The organism is Actinokineospora sp. UTMC 2448, assembly GCF_024760565.1.
GTDB classification, from domain to species: domain Bacteria; phylum Actinomycetota; class Actinomycetes; order Mycobacteriales; family Pseudonocardiaceae; genus Actinokineospora; species Actinokineospora fastidiosa.
In genome coordinates this window covers 1,559,269-1,573,804 of the sequence record NZ_CP031087.1, presented here as the reverse complement: position 1 = coordinate 1,573,804, position 14,536 = coordinate 1,559,269, and the positions used below count along the sequence as shown (strand labels likewise).

At 75.4% G+C, this 14,536-nt stretch carries 13 protein-coding genes; 7 read left to right on the top strand and 6 right to left on the bottom strand.

All coding sequences use genetic code 11. From position 1 onward, the window contains the following. Positions 1 to 3: 3 nt before the first annotated feature. Complete coding sequence (locus Actkin_RS07515) at positions 4 to 1,509, bottom strand: PH domain-containing protein (RefSeq protein WP_309569121.1); 1,506 nt, start codon at positions 1,507 to 1,509, stop codon at positions 4 to 6. Beyond that, complete coding sequence (locus tag Actkin_RS07510; RefSeq protein WP_189212017.1) at positions 1,506 to 2,009, bottom strand: PH domain-containing protein; 504 nt, start codon at positions 2,007 to 2,009, stop codon at positions 1,506 to 1,508. Before Actkin_RS07510 ends, Actkin_RS07515 begins: the two co-directional genes overlap by 4 nt. 101 nt (positions 2,010 to 2,110) lie before the next feature. Here Actkin_RS07510 and Actkin_RS07505 point away from each other — a divergent pair, with 101 nt between their 5' ends. The 4 genes from Actkin_RS07505 to Actkin_RS07490 are packed head-to-tail and all read left to right on the top strand — an operon-like array spanning position 2,111 to position 6,384. Continuing rightward, positions 2,111 to 3,172, top strand: coding sequence for a WD40/YVTN/BNR-like repeat-containing protein (locus Actkin_RS07505; RefSeq protein WP_258906486.1), 1,062 nt, complete (start codon positions 2,111 to 2,113; stop codon positions 3,170 to 3,172). Positions 3,173 to 3,216: 44 nt separating this feature from the next. Continuing rightward, positions 3,217 to 3,636, top strand: coding sequence for a VOC family protein (locus tag Actkin_RS07500; RefSeq protein ID WP_189212018.1), 420 nt, complete (start codon positions 3,217 to 3,219; stop codon positions 3,634 to 3,636). 32 nt (positions 3,637 to 3,668) lie between these two features. After that, positions 3,669 to 4,349 carry a copper homeostasis protein CutC gene (locus tag Actkin_RS07495; protein ID WP_258906484.1) on the top strand — a complete coding sequence of 227 codons (681 nt, stop codon included), beginning with the start codon at positions 3,669 to 3,671 and terminating at the stop codon, positions 4,347 to 4,349. A gap of 37 nt (positions 4,350 to 4,386) precedes the next feature. Beyond that, a complete protein-coding gene (locus Actkin_RS07490) occupies positions 4,387 to 6,384 on the top strand; it encodes a protein kinase domain-containing protein (protein WP_258906483.1) in 1,998 nt (665 codons plus the stop codon). Here the strand turns inward: Actkin_RS07490 and Actkin_RS07485 are convergent. From Actkin_RS07485 to Actkin_RS07470, 4 genes are read right to left on the bottom strand one after another with little or no spacing between them, the layout of a single operon-like run. Then, complete coding sequence (locus Actkin_RS07485; RefSeq protein WP_258906482.1) at positions 6,381 to 8,369, bottom strand: transglutaminase TgpA family protein; 1,989 nt, start codon at positions 8,367 to 8,369, stop codon at positions 6,381 to 6,383. The genes Actkin_RS07490 and Actkin_RS07485 overlap by 4 nt on opposite strands. Beyond that, entirely contained in the window at positions 8,366 to 9,442 is a 1,077-nt protein-coding gene (locus tag Actkin_RS07480) for a DUF58 domain-containing protein (RefSeq protein WP_258906481.1), read from the bottom strand. The genes Actkin_RS07485 and Actkin_RS07480 overlap by 4 nt, the downstream gene beginning before the upstream one ends. Further along, positions 9,439 to 10,419: an AAA family ATPase gene (locus Actkin_RS07475; protein ID WP_189212022.1), complete on the bottom strand. Its 981-nt coding sequence runs from the start codon at positions 10,417 to 10,419 to the stop codon at positions 9,439 to 9,441. Before Actkin_RS07475 ends, Actkin_RS07480 begins: the two co-directional genes overlap by 4 nt. Continuing rightward, positions 10,416 to 12,578 carry an NHL repeat-containing protein gene (locus Actkin_RS07470; protein WP_258906480.1) on the bottom strand — a complete coding sequence of 721 codons (2,163 nt, stop codon included), beginning with the start codon at positions 12,576 to 12,578 and terminating at the stop codon, positions 10,416 to 10,418. The genes Actkin_RS07475 and Actkin_RS07470 overlap by 4 nt, the downstream gene beginning before the upstream one ends. Before the next feature lie 88 nt (positions 12,579 to 12,666). Between Actkin_RS07470 and Actkin_RS07465 the strand changes: the two genes are divergently transcribed. The 3 genes from Actkin_RS07465 (at position 12,667) to Actkin_RS07455 (ending at position 14,520) form a co-directional block, all read left to right on the top strand. Then, positions 12,667 to 13,143, top strand: a complete 477-nt coding sequence (locus tag Actkin_RS07465; RefSeq protein ID WP_258906479.1) for an NUDIX domain-containing protein — start codon at positions 12,667 to 12,669, stop codon at positions 13,141 to 13,143. A gap of 132 nt (positions 13,144 to 13,275) precedes the next feature. After that, complete coding sequence (locus Actkin_RS07460; protein ID WP_258906478.1) at positions 13,276 to 13,521, top strand: hypothetical protein; 246 nt, start codon at positions 13,276 to 13,278, stop codon at positions 13,519 to 13,521. Positions 13,522 to 13,575: 54 nt separating this feature from the next. Beyond that, the gene (locus Actkin_RS07455; RefSeq protein ID WP_258906477.1) at positions 13,576 to 14,520 is read left to right on the top strand and encodes a CobW family GTP-binding protein; all 945 of its coding nucleotides are present in this window, start codon (positions 13,576 to 13,578) and stop codon (positions 14,518 to 14,520) included. Positions 14,521 to 14,536 lie beyond the last annotated feature (16 nt).

Here is a 14,536-nt window from a genome sequence, read left to right as displayed (position 1 = left end):
AGCCTACTTGTCGGTAGCAGCGGCTTCGCCGGGGCCGTAGTCCAGGAACTGGCCCAGCACACCGGGAACGGCGTCGTCGGCGAAGGCCAGTCCGGCGGCGTCCACGTCCGGGATCTCGTAGGCGCCGGAGTTCGCCGACGTCACCGCGACCAGGTTCAGCAGGCCCACCCGCCGCTGGAACGGCGAGCTGACCACGCGCCACCCGATCACCCCGCCCCGGCGCAGCGCGACCGTGCGCCTGCGCACCGCCCCGGACCGGGCGACCAGGTACTCCCCGCGCAGCCCGTGCCCGAGATTGCGGTACGCGTCCGCGCCGAGCGCGACGGCGAGCGGCACCGCGATCACCGCGACGACCCCGGCGATCACGAGCAGCACGTCGGTCAGCAGCACGCCGAGCAGCGCGAGCACGGCCACCGGGGCCAACGCCCCCGAGACGGCCCAGACCAGCCGCCGCCTGCGCGCGGCGACCGGGTGCGCGGTCAGCCCGGCGGCCTCGGTCGGCGGCGGCGACTCCCCCAGGATCGACGCGGCCAGGGCCTGCGCCTTCGCCTTGGGCATCGCCGGGGCCAGCGAGCGCGGGACGCTGTGTCCCTTCTCGTCCTTGACCCGCAGGCCGGTGGCCACCGCGTCGAGCCGGGCCGCGCCCGCCAGCCGCGCGCCGAGCGGCTCGACGAACTCCAGCCCGCGCACCCGCCGCTCCTCCAGCGTCAGCGACCGCGTCGTCACCAGGCCGCGGCGCATGACGAGGGCGCCGGACTCCCTGGTCAGCCGGTAGTTCCACCACATCTCGACGAACAGGCCGAGCGAGCCGACGACACCCACCACGAGCCCGATCACCACGAGCACGGCCACCAGCTCCACGACCGACAGGCTCGCGAAGAACCCGCCCACCGCGCGCACCACGTCGGCCTGCACGCCGAACCACTCGGCGACCTGCATGACCGCGCCGAACGCCGCCGCGCCCAGGATCGGCGTGGACACCGAGAGCGGCGCGTACCGCAGCCACGCCCAGTCCAGCCGGGCCAACTCGCCGGGGACGGCCGTCGCGGGCTCGGTCGTCGTGCGGCGCAGCAGGTCGCCGCGCAGCCGTTCGGCGAGCGCGCGGTCCAGCGGGTCGAAGGTGATCACCTCGCCCGCCTTGTCCTGCTGCCCGGTGCCGATGCGCACCTTCACCACGCCGAACAGCCGGTGCACGGGCCCGGCGTCGATGTCCACGCTGCGCACGCGCTCGCGCGGGATCGACTTCACCGTGTGCACCACGAAGTCGTGCCGCACCTCCACCCGCGAGTCCGTGACCCGGTAGCGGGTGTGCCGCCATCGCAGCCAGTCGATGCCGACGCCGCCGAGCACGAGCAGCACCGCGCCCACGGGCACGATCACCAGCAACGGGAGTCCGGTGCCGAGCAGGCCGACGGTGGTCGGGACGCCCGCGACGACCGCGACGCCGAGCATGGTCACCAGGGTGACCCGCAGCGTGCGCGGGTCCAGGCGCCGCCAGCCGGCCGTCACGTGGCATCACCGGGCGTCGCCTGGGTGATCGCGGTGAGGGTCTGGACCAGGTCGTCGGCCATCCGGTGGTCGAGGCCGGGGATCTTGATCGCGCCGTGCGCCGACGCGGTGGTGACGGTCACCGTCGACAGGCCGAAGCGCTGCTCCAGCGGCCCGCGCTTGGTGTCGACGGTCTGGATGCGCGACATCGGCGCGACCCGCCACTCCTGCATGAACCAGCCGGTCCTGGCGTAGACGGCGTCGTCGGTCACTTCCCAGCGGTGGACCCGGAACCGCACCCGCGAGACCACGAGCGCGTCGACCAGGCACACGACCGCCGTGACGGCCGCGGCGAGCAGCAGCCAGAACCGGGCGGGCCCGATGACGGCCGCGGCGACGGCGAGCACGACGACGATCCCGCCCCACCAGAGCGCCGCCTGCGTCGCCCACCAGGTGACGGCACGGCGCTCGACCGGGTTCCTCGGCGGGCGCAGCCGAGGGGACGCGTGCGAATCCTGCATGTCCACAGTCGATCATCCGGTCCGGTCACCGTGCGTCATCCGCAGGTCTGATATCGCCGAACCCTGTCCGCTGCGCGTCCGGTCGACTACGGTGCGCGGGCATGAGGCGATCCTTGATCATGGCCGCGCTGGTCGCGGTCGCGCTCGGCGGGGCACCGGCGGCGGGGGCGGCGACCCCGGCCCGCCACCCGGACCTGACCTGGCGGCTTTCGGTCACCGGCACGGACGCGCAGCTGCGCGGGCTCGCGGCGGTGAGTTCCCGCGTGGCGTGGGCGAGCGGGGCCAGGGGCACCGTCCTGCGCACCGTCGACAGTGGACGGACGTGGCAGCGGAGCACGCCGCCCGGCAGCGAGGCGCTCGACCTGCGCGACATCGAGGCTTTCGACGCGCGCACGGCGGTGACGATGTCGATCGGGCCCGGCGACCAGTCGCGCATCTACCGGACCACCGACGGCGGCGCCACGTGGACCGAGACGTTCCGCAGCGCGGAGCCTGCCGCGTTCTACGACTGCATGGCGTTCTTCGACCGCAGGCACGGACTCGCCATGAGCGACCCGGTCGACGGGAAGTTCCGCGTGCTGAGCACCGACGACGGCGGCGCGAGCTGGCAGGTCGTGCCGGAGGCCGGGATGCCGCCCGCGCTGGCAGGCGAGTTCGGGTTCGCCGCGAGCGGGCAGTGCCTGACCGTCGCGGGCGGCAGGCACGCCTGGATCGCCACCGGCGGCGGCGCGACGGCGCGGGTGCTGCACTCCGCCGACCGGGGCCGCACCTGGACCGCCCACGACACCGTGCTGGCCAGCGGGCCGAGCGCGGGCGTGTACGCCACCGCGTTCCGGGACCGCTCGCGCGGCATCGCCGTCGGCGGGGACTACACGGACCCGACCGGCGGGGTCGACGCGCTCGGTGTCACCCGGGACGGCGGGCGCACGTGGAGCAGGCCCGCGGTCGCGCCGCAGGGCTACCGCTCCGGCGTCGCGTGGCACCCGTTCCTGCCGACGGTGGCGATCGCCGTGGGCCCGACCGGCAGCGACGTGACCGTCGACGGCGGCCTGCGGTGGCACTCGTTCGACGCGGGCAGCTTCGACACCGTCGACTGCGCCCGCGACGGCGCGTGCTGGGCGTCGGGCGCTCGCGGCCGGGTGGGCAAGCTCGGCTGGAGCTGAAACCGGTTTGACGGGGCGGGGCCGATCCGGGAACGGTTCGGCCCATGACGAGCACAATCCAGAACATCGTGATCGATTGCGCCGACGCCTACGGGCTCGCCGTCTTCTGGTCGAAGGTCGTGGGCTACCCGCTCGCCGACGACGACCAGCCCGGCGACCCGGAGGCGGTCGTCGTGCTGCCCGGCGGCACCGCCCTGTTCTTCGCCCAGGTCCCCGAGCCCAAGTCGGGGAAGAACCGCCTGCACCTGTGCCTGAAGCCGGAGACCAACCGCGAGGACGAGGTGGAGCGCCTGCTGGGCATCGGTGCCACCATGCTCGTCGACCGCCGCAAGCCCGACGGCCTGGGCTGGGCCGTCCTGGCCGACCCGGAGGGCAACGAGTTCTGCGTGCTGCGCGGACCGGGCAACACCCCGCCCAACCACGGGTGGAACCCCGCGCCGGAAGCGGTTCCGGACCCGGCGTGACGCGTCAATTGGTCTAGACCCATTATGGTGGGGTGCGCACACCACTGCTGGAGATCATCGCCCTGACGACCGAGGACGCCCGCGCCGCGGAGCGGGGCGGCGCCGACCGCCTCGAGGTCGTCGCCGACATGTCCCGGGACGGGACCACGCCAGACGCGGCCCTGGTCGCCGAGATGCGGGCGGCGGTGGGCATCCCGCTGCGGGTCATGCTCCGCGGCGGGGCGGGGTTCACCGCGGACGAGGCCGAGGTGGAGCGCATGGTCGAGGCCGCGCGCGCCCTGCGGGCGGCGGGCGCGGAGGAGTTCGTGTTCGGGTTCCTCACCCCGGACGGCGAGGTCGACCTCGCGGCGACGTCGGCGGTGGTGGAGGCGGTCGACGGCTGCCCGTGGACGTTCCACCGGGCGGTCGACCACGCGGGCGACGCGCGCAAGGCGTGGGCGGACGTGGCCGGGCTGCCCGGGCTCGACACCGTGCTCACCGCGGGGTCGGCCAGCGGCCTCTGCGACGGCCTGCCCGTCCTGGCCGCCCGCACCGACTGGCCGGTGGCCGGGCCCCGGCTGCTCGCGGGCGGCGGGCTGCGCCACGACCACGTCCCCGCGCTGCGGGCCATCGGCGTCACCGCGATCCACGCAGGCGGGCTGGTGCGCAGGAGCTGGGACCACCCGGTGGAGGCCGACCGCGTCCGCGTCCTGCGGTCCCTGCTCGACGCCTGACCGATTACGATGCGCCGGGGAGAAGCGGGGGCGTGGCGTGCAGGACGACCTGTCGGCGGAGGAGATGCGGGCGTGGGCCCCGCGACCGAGGCCTGCCGCCGCACCGGACCTGCGGCTCCCCGGCTACAGCGGCTTCCGGCTCATCGCCCAGGGCGGCGAGGGGGCGGTGTACCGGGCCCGTCAGGACGGGCTGGGGCGCGATGTCGCCATCAAGGCCCTGCAGGCCGTCGACCCGGCGACCCAGGCCCGTTTCCGGCGGGAACTGGAGATCACCGTCCGGCTGGGGCGTCAGCACCCGCACATCGTGACCGTCCTCGACACCGGCACCCTGCCGGACGGGCGGCCGTGCATCGTGATGGAGTACTACGACCTGGGCTCCCTCCACGACCGCCTGGCCACGCACGGCCCCCTGCCGGTGTCGGAGGTCGTCGCCGCGGGGGTCGCGGTCGCGGACGCCCTGGCCTTCGCCCACGCCCAGGGCATCCTGCACCGCGACGTCAAGCCGCAGAACGTGCTGGTCCTGCCCACGTCGTACGTGCTGGCCGACTTCGGGATCGCCCGGGGAGCGGACGCGGGCCACTCGGCGTCGCTGCAGCTGGTCAGCTACCGCCACGCCGCGCCCCAGATGCTCGACGGGACCGCCCCCGCGGCGGCGGATGACGTGTGGTCCCTGGGCTCGACCCTGCACACCCTGCTCATGGGCGTCCCCCCGTTCGCGGGCGACAACCCCGACGAGGACACGGTCCTCTCCTACCTCGACCGAGTCCGTTCGGCCGACCCCCGCCCCCTCACCCGCCCCGACGTCCCCGAGGCCCTGGCCGAGGTCATCGACCGCTGCCTGCGCAAGAACCGCGAGGACCGCTACCCCGACGCCACCACCCTCCGCGACGCCCTCGCCGCCGTGGCCACCGACCTCCGCCGCTGGCAGCCTCCTGGCGCGCCCAGCCGCGGCACCCCTCCCCCGCTCGCTATGCCAGGTGGCTCGGGAGAGGGCGCAGGCGATTCGGCGACGGCCGTCAGCGGACCGGGCGCGCCTGCCACCGACACCCCGCACTCCGCCTCACCCGATTCCGTGCATGAGCCGGAACCGGCTTCCTCCGCGAGCCCAGGTATTCCCGCCGATACCGCGCATCCGGCTGTGCCGGTGGACGACAGTCGGAGCGCTGAAGCCACGGCCATCGCGCCTGGGGGCCTTGGCGACGACGTGACGCAGTTGCCTGACTTCGGGCCCGCTCCGAGTCCGCCCGCGCCCGTCGAGCCCGCTCCTGTGCCCGCACCGCCGGTGGAGTCGCGCGGGACCATGACGGGACGGCTGGCGGATCTCACCGTCCGGCATGGGGAGCCGGTAGGGCCGGAGTTCGGCCCTGGCGTGGGCGAACTCCCGGAGGCGGAGAGCGCGGTCGGGTTCGATCACGAGTACCGCGGTCCTTGGGGTGGCGACACCGCTGCCCAGGCGGGAGCACTCCCGGGCTCGCCCGGCGTTTCCGCGGGACGGGACGAGTTGCCCACCGTGCCGAAGCTGTCGCCCGCGCAGGTTCCGGGGTTCCCCGCCATGCCCGAACCCCGGGACGACGAGGAAGCGCCTCGGCGGCGGTTGCGGGGGTTCGTGATCGCGGGGGCCGTGGCGGCCGTCATCGGCGTGGGGATCGGGTTCCTCGCCAATCGGGAGGGTGTGCCCGCCAGCGCGCCGACCACCACTCCGCCGCCACCCGCGACCTCCTCCACCGCGCCGATCCCACCGGGCGGCGATCCCGCCATCGCGCCGGTGCTGACCGAAGTGGACGATCAGGGGGACACTGCCGAGTTGGTGTGGGAGGACCCGACGGGCGGCCGGGCGCAGTTCGTGCTCTACGACGTCACCGCGCCGGACGGGCCGCCGGTCCCGATCACCAGCGTGGCCGCGGGGCTGACCAGCTTCGTCGTCGTCGACCTCGACCCGGCCGCGCCCGAATACTGCTTCCAGGTCGTGGCGATCGGCCTCGACGACCCCGCCACGCAGCGGGGCGCCTCCGGGCGGGTGTGCGTCAGCCGTTAGCGGCGGCGCAGCGGCCGCGGGTCGATCGGCCACCACACCCTGCGGTACCACGGCACTCCCCGGGAGACCGCGCGCCGGACCTGACGGGCCAGGAGCCACGGCTCGGCGCCGGCCACGTCGCCTTCCGGGCTGAACGCGGCGCGGTCGGCGAGGTCCGCCAGGCGTGGCGCGGGCGCGGGGAGCGACGACGCGACCTCGGGCGCGGCCAGCCGAGGGGCGGGTGCGCGGCCGGACACCACGAGCAGGTCGAGGACGTGCCGCCACGCGCCCGCCGCGCCCGCGCGGCGCAGCCGCGAGCGGCGGATCCCGCGCAGCGCCAACAACAGGACCACCGGCAGCACCGGCACCACCGCCAGGACGACCGGCCACCGCGACGGCTCGGCCGCCACGGGCGGCTCCACCACCGGCGCGGGCGGCTGGACCAGCGGCGGGGCGTCGGTGGGCGGCGTGGTCGGGGACGCGGTGATCGACGCGAGCCGGTCCAGCACCTCCCGCTTCGCCGCCGCGCTCGGGCCGCTGTCGGTGCCGGACACCGGGTCGAACGGGATCCAGCCCCAGCCGTCGAAGTACACCTCCGGCCAGGCCGTCGCGTCGATGCCGCGCACCACCCGGTACCCGTCCGGTCCCTCGGGCACGGGCGGGAAGCCGACGACCACGCGGGTGGGCAGGCCGACGGCCCGCGCCAGCACGGCGTACGCGGTGGCGAACTGCTCGGCGGTGCCCTTGCCCGCCCCCGTGCTGCCGGGCGCGCCGAAGAGGAACTGCGCGATCCGCGCGTACGACGACCCGGTCGGCGCCTCCGCGTCGGGCACGCGGTCGAGGCGGACCACCTGTTCCAGGGCGACCGCCTGCTCATAGGGCGTGCGCGCGGACTCCACGCCGCGCCGGGCGTACTCGGCGAGTTCGGTGGGCAGATTGGGCAGCGCGAGGTACCGGCGGACAGCGGGCCCGCCGGGCACCCCGGCCGCGGCCAGCGCCTCGTCCGTCGGCTGGTCGACGACGCCGCGCACCGTGTACCGCAGCCCCGGCGCCAGCCCGCGCGGCAGCACGAGCGCGCCGGAGTCGGCGTCGACCAGCGCGTCGCCGATGCTGGTCGAGACCGTCCGGCCGACCCCGGGCAGCCAGGTCCCGTCGAGCGCGCCGACGACGAACTCGACCGACGCCTCCTCGACCCGTTGCCCCGGAGGCAGGTCCGGCGCGTCGACCGCGCCCAGCGGCCCGTACAGCGCCGACGCGCGCCAGCTCGCGCCGGTGTAGTCGGCGAGCACGGCCAGCCGCACGGGCAGCTGCGGCCCGCGCAGGCGAAACAGCTCGGTCTCCGGCGCGGCCGCCCACGCCGCCAGCCTCGGCAGCGGGTTGGCCACCTGGACGTCGGCGACCGGCGGGCGCACCAGCTCGCGCGGCTCGAAGGCGTTCGCCCCCGGCAGCACGACGGCCACCAGCGCGACCACCGCGCCGAGGATCAGCGGCGCCTCCGCGACGCGCACCCACCCGGCCAACGTCACCGCCACGACCCCGACCGCCACCAGGCCGTACGGGTCCGCCTGCCCGCCGGTGAGCAGCGCGCCCGCGGCGTACAGCGCCACCGCGGCCAGCGGCGGCCCCAGCAGGCGCGCGCCCCGCAGCGACACCGCGGCCAGCACGGCGACGCAGAACACCAGGACCGCGCCGGGCATCAGCAGGTCGACCGACGGCGGCGCCGGTCTGGCCGCCGTCAGCAGCCGGGGAACGCTGTCCCGCAGCACCTCCAGCGGCCCGCCCGGGATGGCGCCCCGCGCGGCGAAGTACCCGCCGAACAGCCCGACCGGCAGCAGCACGGACAGCACCGTCCCGCCGCCGAACCGCGACTCCGCGGCCGCCACCAGCGCGTGCGCGACCACGATCGCCGCGGCGAACACCGGGTACGCCACGACACCGGACCAGCCCTGCGCCAACGGCACCGCCGCCACCGCCAGCAGCACCGCGGACCACGCGAACCGCTTCACAGGACCACCGCGTCCCACGCGCGCAGCAGCGCCTCGGCGGACGAGCCCCGCAACACGATGACCACGCCACCCGCGCTCACCGAATCCTCCGACCCCACCGACAACACTACGCCGTACGCGCCCCGGCCTGCAGCCAGAATCAGTTCGTCCACAGCGAACGAACCGATGGCCGCCACCACGTCCAGGTCGCGGACCGGAACCGGCCGGACGTCCTGCGCCGCAACGGGAACGACGTCCGCCAGCGCCGACAGCGCCTCCGCCGCGTCCGGCTCCAGCACCTCCACGTCCACCGAGCCCGACGCCGACAACAGCCGGACCGGGTGGCCGTCCGCCGCCGCCGAGGCCACCAGCGACGCCGCGACCTCCACAGCCTCCTCAAAGGACTCCGCCGTGTGCGCGGACTCCCGGTCGTCCAGCAGGACAGCCAGGTGCGGACGCGCGGGATCGGCGTCCTCGCGGATCATCAGCGTGCCCGTGCGCGCGCTGGTCGCCCAGTGCAGCCGCCGCAGATCGTCGCCGGGGACGTACTCCCGCAACCCCACCAGGTCCGTGCCGCCGCGCTCGACCCGCTCGTCCGCGCCCACCTGCCCGCGCCGCGCGCCCGCGGGCAACCCGCGCACCGGCAGCACCCTCGGCACGACCCGCACCGTCACCTCACCCGCGGCGACGCGCGACGACACCGCCAGCCCCGCGGGCCCGTACCGGCGCACGGTCAACGGCCCCACGGCGACCACGCCCCGGCGCTGTGTCGGCACCGGATACGACACCCGCCCGGATTCCGGGATGTCCAGCGCGACCGGCGACCCCGCCACCGTGTCGACCACCTCGACCGGGAGCCTGCCCGTCCCGCTCACCACGACCGACGCGGTGCACGCCGCCAACCGGGGAACGGTCCTCGGCCGCACCTCCCGGACCGCGTCGACCGGCGAGGCCACCAGCACGACCACAAAGGACAGCACGACCACCGCGGCCAACGCGAGGCCCAGCGCCGTCAGCCCCGGATACCGCCACCACAGCCCGCATCCCGCGCACAGCGCGCCCGCTGCCAGGACAGCCGCGCCCCGGACGGTCATCGCGCCGTCGGCCGGGGCACCTCGACCCGGTCGAGCACGTCGGCCAGCACGTCCTCGGTGGACGCGCCCGCCAGCTGCGCCTCGCGGGTGAGCACGAGCCGGTGGGCCAGCACCGGGACGAGCAGCCGCTGGACGTCGGTGGGCACCGCGAAGTGGCGGCCGTGCGCGGCGGCGTGCACCTGGACGCAGCGCACCAGAGCGCGCAGGCCCCGGGTGGACGCGCCGAGCCGCAGCCGGTCGTCGGCGCGGGTGGCCGCGCCGAGGTCGGTGATGTAGCGCAGGATCGGGTCGGCCACGTGCAGCAGGGCCAGCCGCCGGGAGCAGTCGGCCACCTCGGCGGGGCTGGTCACGGTCGGCACCGAGCCGACCGCGCCCGCGCCGCTGCCGGGCCGCAGGACGGCCAGCTCGTGGTCGCTCTCCGGGTAGCCGATCGCGGTGCGCAGCATGAACCGGTCGAGCTGGGCCTCGGGCAGCCGGTAGGTGCCGTCGAGGTCGATCGGGTTCTGCGTGGCCACCACGAGGAACGGGTCGGGCACGGCGTGGGCGACGCCGTCGACGGTGACCGTGCGCTCCTCCATGACCTCCAGCAGCGCCGACTGCGTCTTCGCGGCGGCGCGGTTGATCTCGTCGGCCAGCACGACGTTGGCGAACACCGGGCCGGGCCGGAACCGGATCTGCCCGGTCTGCGGGTCGTACACCGACGTGCCCGTCACGTCCGAGGGCAGCAGGTCGGGGGTGAACTGCACCCGGCGCGACATCCCGCCCAGCGCGCCTGCGACCGCGCGGGCGAGCGTCGTCTTCCCCGTGCCGGGCACGTCCTCCAACAGCACGTGCCCACCGGCGAACAACGACACCAGCACCAGGTCGATCACCGGGCGCTTGCCGCGCAGCGCGGTCTCCACGGCGTCGCCGACGCGGGCGTGCAGCGTGCGGAACGCGGCGATCTCGGCCTCGCCGACCTGGACGGTCGCGGTCACCCGTGCTCTCCCCTGCGGCGCACGCGCAGCAGCGCGGACGTGATCAGCAGCCCGATGCCCGCCGCGACCATCACCCCGGTGCCCGCGGTCTCCTCCGCGGGCGCGGTCGCGACCCTCGGCCGCTCGCAGATCCGGGTGCCGGGCCTGCAGGTCGGCTCGTCGATGCGCTTGAAGACCGCGCGGGCGGCCGAGTCCACCGACCGGCTGCCGTCGCGGGCGTGCGCCCGGACGACGATGGAGTTCGAGCCCTCCTCGATGGAGATGACCGCGGACGTGGCCGAGCACGCGATCGGCGTGGTGTACCCGTAGGTGCGGTTCACGACCTCGCACGTGCCGTCGTGGTTCGCCCAGTCGGCGGGCGGGGCCATGGCGACGGTCCGCTGGTAGTTGACGCCCGACACGCCGGTGATGACGGTCGCGCCCGCCGTGGGCACGCTCGCGGGCGGCGGCGCCTGGGTCGTGGTCGTCGTGGTCGTCGGCGGAGGCGGCGGTTGCGTGGTGGTCGGCGGCGGGGGCGGCGGGGTGGTGGTCGTCGAGCGCGGCGGCGGCGCGGCCGTGGTCGTCGGGGGCGCCGACCGGGCGGGCAGGTTCCACGTCGTGACGCCGGGCGTGCCGACGGCCGACCCGGTGTACGCGGCGACCTGGATCTCGATCGGCCCGCCCGCGGCGCACAGCGCCTTGCAGTCCAGCGTCAGCTCGTCGCTGGTCCCCGCGGACTGCTTGGTGGCGCTGTCCCCCGCGGCGGTGGCGGTGATCGTGTACCCGGCGATGCCGTCCTCGGCGGGCGCGCTCCAGCCGATCCGCAGCGTGACCTGGGTGTCGGTCCGGTTCGCCAGCGACACCGTGATGCCAGCGGGCTGGCCGGGCGCCGCGGCGACGCCGGAGACCGACGGCGTGGTGGTCGGCGAGCCGGGGCGCGGCGCGTCCACCGACGGCGGCCCGCTCGGCTGACGCGGCGGCGGCTGGTTGGGCCGGGTGCGGGTGGGCTCGTCCGGGTCCGGCTTCGGCGGCGACGGCACGGTCGGCGGCGGGTCGCGCTCCGGGTCGGTCACCGGGAGCTCGGGGTCGCGGACGCGGACCGCGCGGGTGTCGCCGTCGGGGTCGACGACCACGCCGGTCTCCGCGCCCGGGGTCTGGATGAACAGCCGGTCGTCGTCGAACACCAGCCTCGGGTCGCCCGCGCCGGTGTGCACGTCGCCGCCGCCGCGCCTGCCGTCGCGGTTGAGCACGATGACCTTGCCCGAGCCCAGGCACGGCACGTACACGCGGTCGTGGAACACCGCGGGCTGACCGGGGCGGGGACAGCCGAGCGCGCCGACGTCGACGGTCAGCACCCGGTCGCCGACCAGGATCACCACGATCCCGGACGCGGGCACGGCCGCGGGGACGAGGTCGTGCGGGCTGGTCTGCGCGGCGAGCACGTCGCCCGCCTGGGGCGCGGTCGTGGCGCGGTGGTCGCTCCCGGTCCCGTCCTGCAGGACGACGCCGCCCTCCAGGCCCAGCAGCGTGACGCCCTGCCGGTGCGGCACGAGCACGGTCCTCGGCCCCGCACCGGGAACGGCCCGGCTGCCCCGCTCGACGAACCGGGTCTGCGCGTCCGACCACTCCAGGCTGTGCAGCACGCCGCCCGCGTCCACGGCCCAGAGCAGGCCGTCCTCGTCGGCGGCCGCGTCGGCCAGCGGTCCGCCCGCCGCCCACGGCTCGCCGACGTCGGCGAGGGTGACCGGGTCGACGTGGGCGATGGTGCCGCCCGCTCGGTCGACGATGAACAGCCTGCCCTCGGCCAGCAGCACCTTGCTCGCCGTGCCCGCCGGGGCCTGCCTGCGCCCGCTGGCCAGCAGCGTGGCCAGGTCGATGACGGTGATCTGCCCGGTGCGCCGGTCCAGCACCACGAGCATCCCGTCGCGCTGGATGATGTCGAGCCGCGCGTCTCCGCCCGCGACCGCCAGCCGCGTCTCCGGCCGCCCGGACGCCGGGTTGACCTGCACGACCTCGCCGCGCTGGTCGTCGCCGAGCCACGTCAGCCCGTCGGACACGGCCACCGCCGTGCGGGCGATGCCGGTGCCCAGCGCCGCGCCCGCGAGCAGCAGCACTCCCAGCACCGCCGCGCCGATGCTGGCGGACTGGCGCCTGGACGTCGTTCGCGCACTCATGGTCATGACACACTCCCCTGGCCGCCGGGATGGTAGCCCGCCCGGCCCGACCATTTTCGTCGGAACCGACTATGTTCCGGTAGGAGTCGCGCGGATGCCGTTCTGCACTGCCTGTGGACGTCCGGTCGCCCCCGAGTGGCCGCGCCGGTGCGGCTGCGGCCACACGGCCTACCGCAATCCGACGCCCGTCGCCGTGCTGCTCCTTCCGGTCCACGACGGGCTGCTGGTCGTCCGCCGCGCCATCGACCCCGGGCGCGGACTGCCCGCGCTGCCAGGCGGTTTCATCGAATACGGCGAGACGTGGCAGCAGGCCGCCGCGCGGGAGTGCGCCGAGGAGGCGGGCGTGCCGGTCGATCCGGCCGGGATCGCCCTGTTCGACACCGTGAGCGCTCCCGACGGCACGCTGCTCGTCTTCGGCATCGCCCCGCGCGTCGACGACCCGCCGCCGTCGCGGCCGACCCAGGAATCCACCGGCTGGGAAGTGCTCCGCGCCCCCGCCCCGCTGGCGTTCCCCCTGCACACCGCCGCCGTCCGCCGGTACTTCGACTCGACCAAAGTGGACGCCCGTTAGGGGTCGGGGTCCGGCTTCGGGAGGACGCGGGAATCGTGCGCGCGCAGGACGCCCCGCGCCCGCCCGCGCCGTAGCGTCGTCCCCATGGCCGCGGAACACCGCGACCGACTGGGGACAAAGGGGGATATCGCCATGTTCGGCAAGACCTGGATCACCGCCGCCATGACCGCCGCGCTCGCCCTGCCGACCTCGGTGTCCGCCATCGCCGATGCCGAGCCGAGCGCGCAACCGCGGCGGCTCATGTGCGACACGTTCTACGGGAGCTACTGGACGCGGCAGGACTGCGAGACCGTCGGCTACTCGGGCCTCGGCACCAGTTGGTGGGCGTATCAATGCGAGGAGGACTGGGCGGGCTGGAGCCTCTACGTCTGCTACTGACGGTCACCGCCCCCGCCGGAACGGGGGGTTCCGGCGGGGGCTTACCCTTCGGCCGTGCTGATTCCGGTCGTCGTGGTGGCGGGCTTCCTCGGCTCGGGCAAGACATCCCTGCTCAACCATCTGCTGCGCACCGCGGGCGGGCGGCGGATCGGGGTGATCGTCAACGACTTCGGGCGGATCAACGTCGACGCGATGGCCGTCGCCGCCCAGGTCGACTCGATGGTCACGCTCGGCAACGGCTGCCTCTGCTGCGCGGTGGACGCCTCGGACCTGGCGGACATGCTCGCCCGGCTGGCCGACGCCGACGTCGACGCCATCGTCATCGAGGCCAGCGGCCTGGCCGAGCCGCCCGCGATGGCCCGGATGGTGCTGGCCTGCCCGGGCGTGGAGTTCGCCGGACTGGTCGAGGTGGTCGACGCCGCGGAGTTCGCCGCCACCCGCGAGCGGCACCCGCAGATCGACAAGCACCTGCGCTACGCCGACCTGGTGGTGCTCAACAAGATCGACCGCGCGACCGACCCCGGGCTTGCCGGGCTGGTGCGCGAACTGGCGGGCGGCGCGCCCGTGGTGCCGACCGAGCACGGCCGCATCGATCCCGACCTGCTGTTCGACCCGGTCGAGCGGCCCGCTGCCGAACAGCTGTCGTTCTTCGACCTGGAGGACCACAGCGCGCACATCCACGCGGGCTACGACACCGTCGACTTCACCTGCGCCGACCCGCTGGACCCCGTCCGCCTGGCCGCCGTGCTCACCGACCGGCACACGGGTGTGTACCGGGCGAAGGGCTATGTCGACTTCGGACTCGACGAGCGGTTCGCCGTGCAGGTCGTCGGCGGTTCGGTGCGGGTCGCCAGGGAGCCCGGGGCCGGGACCGAACTGGTGTTCATCGGCAAGGACATGGACTCCGACGCCCTGCACGAACGGCTGCGCGCCACTGTGGCCGCCGGTCCGGCCGACCCGGTGGCGATGCTGTCCATCACCCGGTACGAGCGCGGCTGAGCTGCCCGTTGGCTTG

Bases quoted from the DNA above. Each gene is read 5' to 3' on its own strand.
- Actkin_RS07510 (WP_189212017.1), bottom strand. From the start codon at position 2,009: ATGCAGGATTCGCACGCGTCCCCTCGGCTGCGCCCGCCGAGGAACCCG.
- Actkin_RS07505 (WP_258906486.1), top strand. From the start codon at position 2,111: ATGAGGCGATCCTTGATCATGGCCGCGCTGGTCGCGGTCGCGCTCGGC.
- Actkin_RS07500 (WP_189212018.1), top strand. From the start codon at position 3,217: ATGACGAGCACAATCCAGAACATCGTGATCGATTGCGCCGACGCCTAC.
- Actkin_RS07480 (WP_258906481.1), bottom strand. From the start codon at position 9,442: ATGACCGTCCGGGGCGCGGCTGTCCTGGCAGCGGGCGCGCTGTGCGCG.
- Actkin_RS07470 (WP_258906480.1), bottom strand. From the start codon at position 12,578: ATGACCATGAGTGCGCGAACGACGTCCAGGCGCCAGTCCGCCAGCATC.
- Actkin_RS07465 (WP_258906479.1), top strand. From the start codon at position 12,667: ATGCCGTTCTGCACTGCCTGTGGACGTCCGGTCGCCCCCGAGTGGCCG.
- Actkin_RS07460 (WP_258906478.1), top strand. From the start codon at position 13,276: ATGTTCGGCAAGACCTGGATCACCGCCGCCATGACCGCCGCGCTCGCC.